This window comes from Lysobacter sp. N42, assembly GCF_004344885.1.
In genome coordinates this window covers 1-13,726 of sequence record NZ_SKFB01000031.1, presented here as the reverse complement: position 1 = coordinate 13,726, position 13,726 = coordinate 1, and the positions used below count along the sequence as shown (strand labels likewise).

The window sequence follows — 13,726 nt, the reverse complement described above, 5'->3', positions numbered from 1 at the left end:
GCCGCCTCCCCGGATGCCCGCCATGCACAGCCACGACCCCGCTCCGCTCTATGCCGCCCACCTGGACGAGTTGCGCCGCCGTGCCGACGCCGCGCTCGGGCGCGCGGGCCTGGACCACCTGGTGGTCCCCAGCGGTACCGCGCACTTCCACGTATTCGACGACCGCGACTATCCCTACGCCGTGAATCCCCAGTTCAAGGCATGGGTGCCCCTGACGCGGACGCCGGGCAGCTGGATCGTCTACACCCCCGGCCGCCGCCCCCGCCTGCTCTACCTCCAGCCCCGCGACTACTGGCACGTGGTGCCCCGGGCGCCGGAGGGATGGTGGGTGGAGCATTTCGACATCGAGATCATCCGCACTCCCGAACAGGCCCTGCCCCACCTGCCCCCTGCGGGGCGGAGCGCGATCCTGGGCGAACCGCAGAGCGCGCTCGGCGATTATGCGCCGAACAACCCGCCCGCGGTGATCGCGTACCTGGAATACCACCGCGCCTTCAAGACGCCCTACGAGATCGCGATGATGCGGCGCGCCAGCGCGATCGGTGCCCGCGCGCACCGCGCCGCCGAAGCCGCGTTCCGCGCGGGCGCGTCCGAGTTCGACATCCACCTCGCCTACTGCGCCGCCGCGCGGCAGGACGCCTGCGAACTGCCCTACGGCAACATCGTCGCGCTCAACGAGCACGGCGCGGTGCTGCACTACACCGAGCTCGACCGCGACCCGCCCGCCGACGCGCGCAGCTTCCTCATCGACGCCGGCGCCGGCTACGGCGGCTACGCCTGCGACATCACGCGCACCTACGCGCGTGCGCGCGGCGAGTTCCAGGACATGGTCGACGCCGTCGACGCCGCCCAGCAGGCCATGTGCGCGCAGGTGCGCGCGGGCGTCGACTACCGCGAGATCCACCTGGACGCGCACCTGGCGCTTGCGCGCGTGCTGCGCGACTTCGGCGTGCTGAAGCTGTCGCCCGAGGCCGCGGTCGAGACGCGCGTGAGCAGCGTCTTCTTCCCGCACGGCATCGGCCACGGCATCGGCCTGCAGGTGCACGACGTGGCCGGCTTCGCCGAATCCGACCGCGGCGGCACGATCGCAAAGCCCGAAGGCCATCCCTACCTGCGCCTGACGCGCACCCTGGCGCCGGGCATGGTGGTGACGATCGAGCCCGGCATCTACTTCATCGACATGCTGCTCGAGGAGCTGCGCGGCGGGCCGCATGCGCATTCGGTCGACTGGGCGCGCGTGGATGCCTTCCGCCCCTTCGGCGGGATCCGCATCGAGGACGACGTGGTCTGCACCGGTGATGCGCCCCTCAACCTCACCCGCGAGGCCTTCGCCACGGCCTGACCCCTGCGGCGCGCGGCGCGCTCATGCGCTCTCCACCGCCCGGCCACCACCATCGCGGACCGCGTTGCCCCCCCTCCCCCGTTGGGGCAATCTAGCGACCCGCCGTCTCCCGACGTCCCTCCGCCACGGATGCCTTGCGTGCGCACGAATCTCCGACTTCTTCCGCTTTCGCTGTGCATCGCCTTCGCGCTCCCCGCGATGGCGCAGGAGGACGAGGAGGACTGGAGCCTCTGCCCCATCCATGACGCGGTGCCCGCCTTCGAGGGCGTGGCCGAGTCGGCTGCGGGCAGCTCGGCCACCCGCCAGCAACTGCCCACCGACATCGAGGGCGATGCGCTCGAGGCGGCGGAGAACCAGAACACGCTCGTGCAGGGCAATGTCGAGCTGCGCCGCGGCGACCAGTTCCTGGGCACCGACCGCCTGGTCTACAACCAGGAAACCGGCCAGTACCGTGCCGAGGGCAGCATCCGCTACCAGGACGCCGGGATGCGCATCGTGGCCGAGAGCGCGGAAGGCAACCAGGAAACGGACGCGCACACGATCAACGACCTGCGCTACCAGCTCACCCGCCGGCGCGGCAACGGCGGCGCCGACAAGATCGTACTCGAGGAAGACGCGGGCGCGCTGTTCGGCGCCACTTATTCGACCTGCGACCCGCGCCAGCGCGCCTGGGAGCTGCAGGCCCGCCGCATCGACATCGACCTCGCGCGCGGCCGCGGCGTGGCGCGAAACGCCGTGCTGCGCGTGGGCAAGGTGCCGGTGCTGTACGTGCCCTGGTTCCCCTTTCCGACCGACGATCGCCGCCAGACCGGCCTGCTGTACCCGTCGATCAACATGTCGAACCGCAACGGCTTCGACTGGAAGCAGCCGATCTACCTCAACCTCGCGCCCAACTACGACGCCACGCTCTACCCGCGCGTGATGACGCGCCGCGGCGCGCAGCTGGGTGGCGAGTTCCGCTGGCTCTACGGCCAGGGCCAGGGCGTGGTCTCCGGCAACCTCATGCCGCACGACCGCCTTCCCGGCCGCGAGCCCGACCGCTACCTGCGCACGCCGACCGGCGTCCCCATCCCCGGCGCCAGCCTGCCCGAGGACAATCGCGGGCAGTTCGGCCTCAACGCCATCCACAACTTCAACTCGACCTGGTACTCCACCGCCAACCTCGGCTGGGTGAGCGACACGCACTACCTCGAGGACTTCTCCAACAGCCTCTACGGCGTGTCCAGCTACCACCTGCGCAGCGAAGCCGGCCTGTTCGGCCGCGGCCGCTACTGGAACGCAGGCCTCATGGCCGACCACTACCAGCTCGCCGACTACACGCTGAGCGAGGCGAGCCTGCCCTACGACCGCCTGCCGCGCGCCTACGGCCACTGGGCGCAGCCGTTCGGCCGCTGGCTCGAGGCCGGCATCGACGCCGAACTGGTCCGCTTCGTCCACGAGGACTACCGGGCCGATGGCGTCATCACCGGGCCGCAGACGCAGTTCGACGGCACGCGCCTGGACGCCAAGCCCTACATCGCCGCCAACTTCGAGGGGGCGAGCTGGTTCGTGCGACCCAAGCTGGCCTGGCGCTATACGGCCTACGACCTCGACGGCCGCTGGGCACCCATCGTCGGCCCGGAGCTCTCCCCCACGCGCAGCCTGCCGATCACCTCGATCGACGCGGGCATGCTCTTCGACCGCGACACGAGCTTCCGCGGCGAGCGCTACCTGCAGACCCTGGAGCCGCGGCTGTACTACCTGCGCGCGCCCTACCGCGACCAGTCGGGCATCCCGCTGTTCGACACCGCGCCGATGACCTTCAGCTGGGGCCAGCTGTTCCGCGACAACCGCTACACCGGCGCCGACCGCCAGACCGACGCCAACCAGCTCACCATCGCCGCCACCACGCGCTTCATCAGCGAGGAGGACGGCCGCGAGCGGCTCTCGGCCAGCCTGGGCCAGATCCACTACTTCGAGGCCAGCCGCGTGGTGGCGCCGGGCGAGATCCCGGTCGCCGAAGGCAAGTCCGCGTGGGTGGCGGAGGTCGGCTTCGCCCCGACCGACCGCTGGACGATCAACGCCGCCTACCAGTGGGATCCCAAGCTGCGCGGCCAGAACCTCGCCAGCCTGCGGGCGCGCTACCTGGTCGGCGATTCGGGCGTCATCAACCTCGGCTACCGCTACCGCCGCAACGCCGGCTACCGCCCCGGCATCGACCCGCCGCAGGCGCGCGACCTGGTCGAGCAGGCCGACCTGTCGTTCCTGTACCCGATCACGCCCGAGTGGAGCGTGGTCGGCCGCTACTACTACTCGATCCTGGACCGCAAGGAACTCGAGACCATCGCCGGTGTCCAATGGGAGAGCTGCTGCCTGGCCGTGCGCCTGGTCGGCCGCCGCTACATCCGCGACCGGAGCGGCGACCTGAACAATTCCCTGCAACTGGAAATTGAAATGAAGGGCCTGGGCAGTGCCGGGCAGAAGGCCGAGCGCGTCCTGCGCCGCGCCATCCTCGGCTATGATCGCGACGACCTGTACCTCGTCCCGCCGTCCTCCGTGAACCGTTCCGGCAGCGACGCCTCCTCCCCTTCCGATCCGACCCCATGACCGCATCCCGCCCGATGAAGACGCTGCTCGCGTGCCTGCTTTCCGTCACGCTGGCCGCCCCGGTGGCCCTGCCTCCCCTCGCCCTCGCGCAGGAGCTGCAGCCCATCGACCGCATCGCGGCGGTGGTCAACGAGGACGTCATCCTGCGCAGCGAGCTCGATCGCGCGATGGCCAACATCCGCGCCCAGTACGCCGGCCGCGAGGACCAGCTGCCGCCGGCGGACGTGCTGGAGCGGCAGGTGCTCGAGCGCCTGGTGCTGGTGAAGCTGCAGGTCGCCCGCGCGCAGGAGACCGGCATCCGCGTGGCCGACGAGGAGGTCGACCAGGCCATCACCGGCATCGCCCAGCAGAACGGCATTCCCGTCGACGTGCTGCGCCAGCGCGTCACCAGCGACGGCTCGACCTTCGCCGAGTTCCGCAACTCCGTGCGTGACGAGCTGCTGGTGCAGCGCCTGCGCCAGCGCTTCGCGCAGAGCCGCGTCAGCGTGAGCGAGGCGGAGATCGAATCGGCACTGGCTGCCAGCCAGGCGCAGGGCCAGCAGTACCGGCTGGCGCACATCCTCGTGGCCCTGCCCGAGGGCGCCACGCCCGAGCAGATCGCCACCGCCGAGAAGAAGATCGAGGGCGTGAAGGGCCTGATCGACCGCGGCGACATGGACTTCGCGGCCGCCGCCGTGCGCTATTCCGACAGCCCGAACGCGCTGGAAGGCGGCGACCTGGGCTGGCGCGGCGCCGACGAGATCCCCAGCGCGTTCGCGCGGCTGGTGCGCGACATGCAGCCGGGCCAGGTCACCCAGCCCATCCGCGGCCCCAGCGGCTTCCAGCTGCTGAAGCTGGTCGAGGTGCGCGACGCGGCCCAAGCCGCGCCGCAGATGGTCACCCAGTACAACGCGCGGCACATCCTGGTGCGCGTGGACGAGGACACCACCGACGCGCAGGCGCAGGCCCGCATCCGCACGCTGGCCGCCCGCATCGCCGGCGGCGCGGACTTCGCCGACGTCGCCCGCGCCGACAGCGAGGACCAGTCTTCGCGCGGCCGCGGCGGCGACCTGGGCTGGTTCACCGTCGAGCAGTTCGGCGCCGACTTCGGCCAGCGCGTGGCCTCCCTGGGCGACCAGCAGGTCTCCGAGCCCTTCCGCACCGAGGCCGGCTGGCATCTCGTGCAGCGCCTGGGCTCGCGCCAGGCGGACGTCGGCAACGACGCCAAGCGCGCGCAGATCGCCGAGACGATCGGCCGCCGCAAGCTCGAGGACGAGTGGAACCGCTTCCTGCGCGAGCTGCGCGGCGAGGCCTTCGTCGACATCCGCGGCGCCAACGCCGCCCAGCCCGCGCCGGCCGCCGCCGGCGGCTGAGCCGGGGGATGGGTCCGCTCCGGCTCGCTCTGGTTGCGGGCGAGCCGGCCGGCGTCGGCCCGGAGCTCTGCGTACGGCTGGCCCAGCGGGCCCGCGACCACGCGCTGGTCGCCCTCGCCGACCCCGACGTGCTGCTGGGCGCGGCCTCGCGCCTGGGCCTGCCGCTGCGCCTCGTGGCGGCCGACGATGCATCCACCGAGGCCGGCACCCTCGCGCTGGCGCCCGTCCGCAACGCGCGGCCGGCAGCCCCCGGCCGCCTGGACCCCGCCAACGCGCCCGCGGTGATCCGTGCCCTGCTCGACGCCGCCGACGGCTGCCTGGCAGGCCGTTACGACGGCATGGTCACCGCCCCGGTCCACAAGGGCGTGGTCAACGATGCCGGGATCCCCTACACCGGCACCACCGAACTGCTCGCGGCGCACGCCGGCTGCGACGTGGTGATGATGCTCGGCCATGACGACCTGCGCGTCGCGCTCGTCACTACCCACCTGCCCCTGCGCGCGGTGCCGGACGCCGTCACCGCGCCGCTCGTCGAGCGCACCCTGCGCATCGTCGACGCGGCGCTGCGACGCGATTTCGGCCTGTCGGCTCCGCGCATCGCGGTGCTGGGGCTGAACCCGCATGCCGGCGAGGACGGCCACCTGGGGCGGGAAGAGATCGAGGTCATCGCCCCGGTGATGCGACGCCTGGCGTCCGAGGGCCTGGTGCTGGCCGGCCCGCTGCCCGCCGACACCGCCTTCCTGCCGCAGAAGCTCGCCGGCTTCGATGCGGTCGTGGCCATGTACCACGACCAGGGCCTGCCGGTCCTCAAGCACGGCGGCTTCGAACGCGCGGTCAACATCACCCTGGGGCTGCCCTACCCGCGCGTGGCCGTCGATCACGGCACCGCGCTCGACCTTGCCGGCACCGGCCGCGCGGACCCGTCCAGCCTGTTCGCCGCCGCCGACCTCTGCGCGCGCCTGGCCGCGAACCGGCGAAGCGCCTGACGCCGCGCCACCGGGCGCCCGCGCGGCCTGTGCGAGAATCCGCGCCCGCCCGCGGGAGCCACCGCATGACCTTCACCGAACCGCCGAAGAAGCGACTCGGCCAGCACTTTCTGCACGAGCGCGGGATCATCGACAAGATCGTGCGCGCGGTGGATCCGCAGACGGGCGACCGGCTGGTCGAGATCGGCCCGGGCCAGGGCGCGATCACGTTCCCGCTGCTGGACGTGCACCGCGAGCTCACCGTGATCGAGTTCGACCGCGACCTCATCGAGCCCCTCACGCAGGCCGCGCAGGGCCGCGGCACCCTGCACGTCATCCATCGCGACGTGCTGCAGGTCGATTTCACCGAGCTGGCCGCGGGCGGCATGATCCGCCTGGTGGGCAACCTGCCCTACAACCTCTCCTCGCCCATCCTCTTCCACGCGCTGGAGCACGCGGCGGTGGTGCGCGACATGCACTTCATGCTGCAGAAGGAGGTGGTCGACCGCATGGCCGCCGGGCCGGGCACCAAGGTCTACGGGCGGCTCGGGGTGATGCTGCAGGCCTACTGCCGCGTCACGCCGCTGTTCGACGTGCCGCCGGGCTGCTTCCGTCCGCCGCCGAAGGTGGACTCGGCCGTGGTGCGGCTGGTGCCGCGGCCGCGCGCGGAGATCCGCGTCGAAGACGATGCGATGTTCTCGCGCGTGGTGCGCGATGCCTTCGGCCAGCGGCGCAAGACGCTTCGCAATGCCCTGTCCTCGGTCTGCGATGCCGCCGCGATCGAAGCCGCGGGCCTGGATCCCGGCCTGCGTGCCGAGCAGGTGCCGGTGGACGGCTTCGTGACGCTGGCCAATGCGCTGGCCCGGCGCGCGCCGCCGTGAGCGGCTTCGCCCCCGGCGGCGCAGCACGTAAACTCGGGCGGATGGAGCATCGCGACCCGCACGCGATCGGCATCGAGGTGGACACGCGCTATCTCGAGGACCAGTCGCAGCCCGACGAACACCGCTACGTCTTCGCCTACACGGTGCGCATCCGCAACGAGGGCGCGGTGCCGGCGACGCTGCTCGGGCGCCACTGGGTGATCACCGACGCCCATGGCCAGGTACGCGAGGTCGACGGCGAGGGCGTGGTGGGCGAGCAGCCGCACCTCGCGCCGGGCGAGGCCTTCCAGTACACCTCGGGCGCGGTGCTGGAAACCGATCTCGGCGTGATGCGGGGCAGCTACCGCATGCTCGCCGACGACGGCACGGCCTTCGACGCGCCGATCCCCGCCTTCACCCTCACCGTGCCGCGCACGCTGCACTGATGCGCGGAGCACACGCGACATGACCGTCTGGGCCATCGGCGACCTGCAGGGCTGCTACGACGCCACGCAACGCCTGCTCGAGCGCATCGCCTTCGACCCGGCGCGCGACCGCCTGTGGTTCTGCGGCGACCTCGTCAACCGCGGCGGGCAGTCGCTGGAGACGCTCCGCCTCGTGCATTCGCTGCGTGCGCACAGCGCGGTGGTGCTGGGCAACCACGACCTCTCGCTGCTGGCCATCGGCGAGCGCCGCGAGGAGGAGCAGCGCAAGGTCAACCCGGACCTGCAGCGCATCGTCACCGCGCCCGACCGCGACGAACTGCTGGGCTGGCTGCGCATGCAGAAGCTCATGCACCTGGACCGCGAACTCGGCTGGGCGATGGTGCACGCGGGCATCGCGCCGAAGTGGACGATCGCCATGGCCGAGCGCCACGCGCGCGAGGTCGAGAAGGCGCTACACGGCGAGCAGTACGCACGCCTGCTCAAGAACCTCTACGGCGACGGCCCGGCCTGGAATCCGCGGCTTGCGGGCATCGACCGCCAGCGCGCGATCATCAACATCTTCACCCGCATGCGCTTCTGCAGCCCGCGCGGGCGCATCTCCTTCGAGGACAAGGGCGCGCCGGGCACGCAGCCGGCCGGTCTTTACCCCTGGTACGCGGTACCCGGCCATGCGCCGCGCGACCTGAAGATCGTCTGCGGGCACTGGTCGGCGCTGGGGCTGTTCATCGGCCACGGCGTGCATGCCATCGACACCGGCGCGGTATGGGGCGGCCGCCTCACCGCGCTGCAGCTGGACACCGACGAGCTGCGCGTGGTGCAGGTGCCCGGCCGGGACGTGCCCGCGCAGCCGCCGAAGCCCCGGCCGTCGCACCCCCCGGGGCATCGCGATCCGCGCCAGGCTCCAAGGCAGGGCCATCCGGAACGCCGCGCGGGACGTCGCGGCGACTCGCGCGAGAGCCGCCCGCTCGGAACGGGGGAGCGTGCGCACCGGGATCCAGCGTCCGCCCCGATGCGCGGCGACTGACCCGGTCGCCAGAGCCGGACTGCTCGGTCAGGCCACGTGCCCGGGTGCACGCAGGCGAGGCCGGCGGCGATGCAAGCGCATGGCCAGGTCGAAAACGATGAGCGCGATCACCAGCACCAGCGCTCCCTTCGCACCCTCGTCCGTGAGCGGTGCCTGGAAGATGGGGCCGCCGCCGATCCACCAACCCAACAGGGCAATGAAAGCGACGCTGGTGGCGACGTCCACGCGGCGCGTGGCGCGCGACCATCGCCCGTGCGACAGCACCACCAATCGCAATGCGAAGTCGCTCAGCCAGAGTGGCAACACAAGCGGCGCGCGGACGCGCAGGAAGTCCGGATCGAACGCGAGTACGCGCGGCAACGGTCCCGGCATCGCCGGCGCCAGCCACGGCAGGCTGACCATGAAGATGACGCCCGCGGCGATCGCGACCAGGCCGGATATGGCGGGCAGTCGCTCCACCCGATCGGGATCGACCACGCGCGGCCGCCAGTCGCGCTTCAGCCATCCCCGGCTCCGCAGGGCGGAAGCGGCGAGCGCCATCATCAACATGAACCCAGGCCACCAGAGTGCGCCCAGCCCGCCGCTGAACCACCACTGCGCCACCGACTGGCCCGCGAACACCTGCGGCAGGGTCAAAGCCCATTGCAGCCCCACGCCCAGCAGTGCGGTCCATACGAAGGCCCGGGTCTGCTCGGCCGGGATGATCACCATCCCCGGCGCGCGGTAGCGCGAAGCCACCTCGGCGGGCGTTCCGAAATCGCGCAGCATCGCCAGCACCTGCGCGTCCTCCACCGCGCCTTTGGCGTCGTGCGGGCGGTCGGCCAGCATCTCGGTCAAAAGGCCCAGCAACTCCACGCCGACTTCGTCGCGTTCGCGGCGCGGCAGGCGGCGGACGACATCGCCGACATAGGCTTCGAGCACATCGTTGGCGCTCATGGTTCGCTCCCGTCCAGTAGGCCGGCCATGGTCGCCACGAGGGCGTGCCACGACCCGGCCAGTTCGGCGAGCAGCGCCTCGCCTGCGTCGTTCAAGCGGTAGTAGCGTCGCGGCGGGCCGTCTTCGATCCGCCATTCGGACGCGAGCACGCCTTGGGCTTCGAGCCGGCGCAAGAGGGGATACAACGTGCCTTCCTCGATCGCCAGGCCGCGCTCGGCCAGCGCCTGCCGCAGGGAGTAGCCGTACTGGGGCCGTCGCAACCGCGACAGGACGGCCAGCACGAGCGCCCCGCGTCGAAGCTCGGCCGGGTTGCCGTCCTTGCCGATCGTCCCTCTCGCCGCCATGCGCCACCTTGCACTGTTTTGCGCACAGTAGAAATGTTCCCGCACTGTGTCAAGCACAGTAGCCACGACGCCGCGGCGATGGAATCCGTGGCTCTGTGGCTTGGCCGATGCGGGCACGTGCCGGCCCGGCGATGGGCGGCGATGGGCGGCGGTGGTCGACCGGGCCCGTCATCCGCACAGCGAGGCTGTCGGTACGAGGGCTAGCGCCGGGTGTAGTCGACGAAGTCGAAGGCGTGGGGATGCCGGGCATCGGACCCGTGCGTTTCACGCGCCACGATCCGCCAGTCGCCCGGATCGAACCGGGGAAAGAATGCATCCGCACCCTCGACCACCGTATCGACATGGGTCAGGTGCATGCGCCCGGCCTGCGGCAGGCACAGCGCGTAGACCTCGCCACCGCCAATCACGCACAGCTCCCCCGCCCCTTCGCGTTCGGCGATGGCGCGGGCCTCCTCCAGCGTACCCACGGGCCGCATGCCATCGAATGGCACGACGCCCTGGCGCGTCAGCACGAGGTTGAGCCGGCCCGGCAGCGCGCGTCCCAGCGACTGCGCGGTCTTGCGCCCCATCAGCACGGGCTTGCCGACCGTCAGCGCCTTGAAGCGCCTGAGATCGTCCGGCAGCCGCCAGGGCAGTCCGTTACCGCGACCGATGGCGTGTTCCCGGTCCAGCGCCGCGATCAGGACAAGCGCGACGCTCACACCGCCACCGGCGCCTTGATCGGCGGGTGCGGGTCGTAGCCTTCGATGGCGATGTCGTCGTAGGCGAACGCGAACAGGTCGGTGACTGCCGGGTTCAGCCGCAGCGTGGGCAGCGCGCGCGGCGTGCGCGAAAGCTGCTCGCGCGCCTGCTCGAAATGGTTGGAGTACAGGTGCGCATCGCCGAGGGTGTGCACGAAGTCGCCGACGCCCAGGCCGGTGACCTGCGCGACCATGTGCGTGAGCAGCGCGTAGCTGGCGATGTTGAACGGCACGCCGAGGAAGATGTCACCGCTGCGCTGGTAGAGCTGGCAGCTCAGGCGCCCGTCCGCCACGTAGAACTGGAACATCGTGTGGCAGGGCATGAGCGCCATCCTCGGCAGGTCCGCCACGTTCCAGGCGCTGACGATCAGGCGCCGCGAATCGGGATTGCGGCGGATCTCATCGACGACCCAGCGGATCTGGTCGATCTCGCTGCCGTCGCTGCCGGTCCAGCGCCGCCACTGCTTGCCGTAGACCGGGCCGAGCTCGCCGGCCTCGTCGGCCCATTCGTCCCAAATCGAGACCCGGTTCTCGCGCAGGTAGGCGATGTTGGTCTCCCCCCGCAGGAACCACAGCAGCTCGTGCACGATCGAACGCAGGTGCAGCTTCTTGGTCGTGACCAGCGGAAACCCGTCGGCCAGCGGGAAGCGCATCTGCCAGCCGAACACGCTGCGCGTGCCGGTGCCCGTGCGGTCGGCCTTGTCGGTGCCGTGCTCCAGCACGTGGCGAAGCAGGTCGAGGTAGGCCTGCATGTCAGTTCGAGGCCGGCTGCGGGCGCAGCGTGGGCTGGCGGCGGGAAAGCGCGAGCCAGAACAGGCCCAGCAGGATGAGCGGCAGGCTCAGTACCTGGCCCATGGTGAGCCAGCCGAAGGCCAGGTAGCCCAGGTGCGCGTCGGGCTCGCGCACGAACTCGACCAGGAAACGGAACAGGCCGTAGAGCAGCGCGAACAGCCCGCCCACCGCGTAACGCGGCCGCGGGCGGCTGGAGTACCACCAGACGAGCGCGGCCATGACCACGCCCTCGAGCACGGCCTGGTAGAGCTGGGAGGGATGGCGCGCGAACGCGTCGAGCACGCCCTGTGCGTGCAGCTCGCGCAGGCGCTCGGCGGGCAGCCCCGCGTACTCGGCCGGCAGCGCGCGCGGAAACACCACGCCCCAGCCGCCGCCGGTGGGCTTGCCCCAGAGCTCGCCGCCGATGTAGTTGCCCAGCCGCCCCAGGCCCAGACCCAGCGGCACCAGCGGCGCGATGAAGTCCATCGAGTCCATGAAGTGCATGCGATGGCGGCGCGACCACAGCCACACGCCGAGCATCACGCCGAGCAGGCCGCCGTGGAAGCTCATGCCCCCCTCCCAGATGCGGAAGAGCATCAGCGGGTTCTGCAGCAGGTCACCGAAGGCGTAGAACAGCACGTAGCCGATGCGGCCGCCGAGCACCACGCCCAGCATGGCGTAGAAGAGCATGTCGCCGAAGGCCTGCTCGGACACGCCGGGCAGCCGCCCCGCGCGCACGCGCTGCCGCCCCAGCCACCAGGCCGCGACGAAGCCCAGCAGGTACATCACGCCGTACCAGTGGATCTGCACGGGCCCGAGGGACAGCGCGATCGGGTCGATGTCGTGCAGCACCGTCTGGGTCATGGGTGGGGCCGGGAGAACGGAGCGCCTATTGTGTCCCGCCGCCGCCGCGCCGGCGAGAGTGGCGATGCCTCAGAGCAGATGCGGGCGATCGGGCAGCTCGTTGCTGTCGACATAGCCTTCCGGCCGCGGAAAGTGGCGCTCGAGCAGCGCGGAGATGGCGTCGACCGCCCGCAGCACGCCGGCTTCGGCGTCGCCGGCACGCAGGGCCGCGGACAGCCCGGCACAGATCGCCGCCCAGTCCTCGTCGGCGACGCGCCCGGCCAGCCCGCGGTCGGCCACGATCTCGATGGCGTGGTCGGCCAGCAGCAGGTAGACCAGGACCCCGTTGTTGCCCTCGGTGTCCCAGACGCGAAGGCGCGCGAAGACCTCGCCGGCGCGGTCGCGCGCGCGCTGGCCCACCAGCACCGCCGACAGCGGCAGCGCCGCTTCCACCGCGAAGCAGATCTCGCCCGTATGCCGGGCCTCGCTGGCGGCGATCGCGCGGGCGATGCGTTCGAGCGCCGCCGGCGGGAACGTGCGCGCAGACGAAGGGGCGAAGAGGTGCCGAAGCCAGCGCATCACCAGCTCCCCGAGGCGCCACCGCCCCCGCTCATGCCGCCACCCCCGCCCCAGCCGCCGCCGAAGCCGCCGCCACCGAAGCCACCTCCGCCGAAGCCGCCGCCGCCCCAGCCGATGCCGCCGAAGCCGACGTCGCGGGCATAGCGCACGCGCCGCCCGCCCGACAGGCCGATGAAGAAGCCGAGCAGGCCGCCCAGCACGCCCGCGAACAGCGTGCCGATGAGGAACGCCACCAGCCCCGCGGCGCCGCCGGTCAGCATGCCGCGCAGGAATGCAGGCGCGCGCCCGAAGACGGCGCGCGCGAACTGCGCGACGAACAGCGCCGCGATCAGGCCGAAGATGAAGCTGCCGCCCGCCGGTGCATTTCCCGGGGCCGCCGGATTGCGGGCGATCGGCGGCGGAAGCTCCTCGCCGTCGATCAGGCGCACCAGCACCGCGGTCGCGTCGCGCAATCCGCCGGCGTAGTCGCCCTGGCGGAAGCGCGGCGCCATGTACTCCTGGATCACGCGGTGCGCGGTGATGTCGGGGACCGCACCTTCGAGCCCGTAGCCGGTTTCGATCTTGACGCGCCGGTCGTCCTTGGCGACGACGATCAGCAGCCCGTCACTGGTCTTCTCGCGCCCCAGCCGGTACTGCTCGAACGCGCGCACGGCGTACTGCGCGATGTCCTCCGGTTGGGTGGTGGGCACCATCAGGATCTGCAGCTGCGCGCCCTTGCGCTGCTGCAGGGCCAGGGCCTGCTGCTCGAGCTCGCGGCGTGCGGCCGGGTCGAGGCTGCCGGTGGTGTCGATGACCGGCGAGGTGAGCGGCGGGATGGGCGCGAGCGACTGCGCGAGCGCCGCGAAGGCGCAGGCCAGCAGCGCGAAGGCCGCGAGCGCGAGGGCGCCGGCGCGCAGCATGCGCCGACGTCAGCCCTGCGGCGCGGGCTGCGCGGCCGG

At 71.8% G+C, this 13,726-nt stretch carries 14 protein-coding genes; 7 read left to right on the top strand and 7 right to left on the bottom strand.

The annotated features are described in order from the left end of the window. Positions 1-22: 22 nt before the first annotated feature. The 7 genes from pepQ (at position 23) to EYQ95_RS21170 (ending at position 8,575) form a co-directional block, all read left to right on the top strand. The gene (gene pepQ / locus EYQ95_RS21200) at positions 23-1,342 is read left to right on the top strand and encodes a Xaa-Pro dipeptidase (protein WP_132330265.1); all 1,320 of its coding nucleotides are present in this window, start codon (positions 23-25) and stop codon (positions 1,340-1,342) included. Positions 1,343-1,480: 138 nt separating this feature from the next. Then, positions 1,481-3,928, top strand: coding sequence for an LPS-assembly protein LptD (lptD, locus tag EYQ95_RS21195; RefSeq protein ID WP_132330263.1), 2,448 nt, complete (start codon positions 1,481-1,483; stop codon positions 3,926-3,928). After that, positions 3,925-5,280, top strand: a complete 1,356-nt coding sequence (locus EYQ95_RS21190) for a peptidylprolyl isomerase (protein ID WP_207916586.1) — start codon at positions 3,925-3,927, stop codon at positions 5,278-5,280. The genes lptD and EYQ95_RS21190 overlap by 4 nt, the downstream gene beginning before the upstream one ends. Before the next feature lie 8 nt (positions 5,281-5,288). Continuing rightward, the gene (pdxA, locus tag EYQ95_RS21185; protein ID WP_132330259.1) at positions 5,289-6,266 is read left to right on the top strand and encodes a 4-hydroxythreonine-4-phosphate dehydrogenase PdxA; all 978 of its coding nucleotides are present in this window, start codon (positions 5,289-5,291) and stop codon (positions 6,264-6,266) included. A gap of 65 nt (positions 6,267-6,331) precedes the next feature. After that, positions 6,332-7,126, top strand: coding sequence for a 16S rRNA (adenine(1518)-N(6)/adenine(1519)-N(6))-dimethyltransferase RsmA (gene rsmA / locus EYQ95_RS21180; RefSeq protein ID WP_132330257.1), 795 nt, complete (start codon positions 6,332-6,334; stop codon positions 7,124-7,126). Between the two features lie 41 nt (positions 7,127-7,167). Beyond that, positions 7,168-7,551, top strand: a complete 384-nt coding sequence (apaG, locus tag EYQ95_RS21175) for a Co2+/Mg2+ efflux protein ApaG (RefSeq protein ID WP_132330308.1) — start codon at positions 7,168-7,170, stop codon at positions 7,549-7,551. Positions 7,552-7,570: 19 nt separating this feature from the next. Beyond that, complete coding sequence (locus tag EYQ95_RS21170) at positions 7,571-8,575, top strand: symmetrical bis(5'-nucleosyl)-tetraphosphatase (RefSeq protein ID WP_132330255.1); 1,005 nt, start codon at positions 7,571-7,573, stop codon at positions 8,573-8,575. A 27-nt stretch (positions 8,576-8,602) separates the two neighbouring features. Here EYQ95_RS21170 and EYQ95_RS21165 read toward each other — a convergent pair whose 3' ends face one another. The 7 genes from EYQ95_RS21165 to EYQ95_RS21135 all read right to left on the bottom strand — a co-directional run bounded on the left by EYQ95_RS21165 (position 8,603) and on the right by EYQ95_RS21135 (position 13,687). Then, a complete protein-coding gene (locus EYQ95_RS21165) occupies positions 8,603-9,511 on the bottom strand; it encodes a hypothetical protein (RefSeq protein WP_132330253.1) in 909 nt (302 codons plus the stop codon). Further along, positions 9,508-9,855: a PadR family transcriptional regulator gene (locus EYQ95_RS21160; RefSeq protein ID WP_132330251.1), complete on the bottom strand. Its 348-nt coding sequence runs from the start codon at positions 9,853-9,855 to the stop codon at positions 9,508-9,510. Before EYQ95_RS21160 ends, EYQ95_RS21165 begins: the two co-directional genes overlap by 4 nt. A 200-nt stretch (positions 9,856-10,055) precedes the next feature. Next, positions 10,056-10,556 carry a dihydrofolate reductase gene (locus EYQ95_RS21155; RefSeq protein WP_132330249.1) on the bottom strand — a complete coding sequence of 167 codons (501 nt, stop codon included), beginning with the start codon at positions 10,554-10,556 and terminating at the stop codon, positions 10,056-10,058. Then, the gene (locus tag EYQ95_RS21150) at positions 10,553-11,347 is read right to left on the bottom strand and encodes a thymidylate synthase (protein ID WP_132330247.1); all 795 of its coding nucleotides are present in this window, start codon (positions 11,345-11,347) and stop codon (positions 10,553-10,555) included. The genes EYQ95_RS21155 and EYQ95_RS21150 overlap by 4 nt, the downstream gene beginning before the upstream one ends. A 1-nt stretch (position 11,348) precedes the next feature. Then, positions 11,349-12,230 carry a prolipoprotein diacylglyceryl transferase gene (gene lgt / locus EYQ95_RS21145; protein ID WP_132330245.1) on the bottom strand — a complete coding sequence of 294 codons (882 nt, stop codon included), beginning with the start codon at positions 12,228-12,230 and terminating at the stop codon, positions 11,349-11,351. A gap of 69 nt (positions 12,231-12,299) precedes the next feature. Further along, positions 12,300-12,788 (bottom strand): TPM domain-containing protein, encoded by a 489-nt coding sequence (locus EYQ95_RS21140; RefSeq protein ID WP_132330243.1) that lies wholly within the window; start codon positions 12,786-12,788, stop codon positions 12,300-12,302. Beyond that, on the bottom strand, positions 12,788-13,687 hold the full coding sequence (locus tag EYQ95_RS21135; RefSeq protein WP_132330241.1) for a YgcG family protein: 900 nt from the start codon (positions 13,685-13,687) through the stop codon (positions 12,788-12,790). The genes EYQ95_RS21140 and EYQ95_RS21135 overlap by 1 nt, the downstream gene beginning before the upstream one ends. Positions 13,688-13,726: the final 39 nt, after the last annotated feature.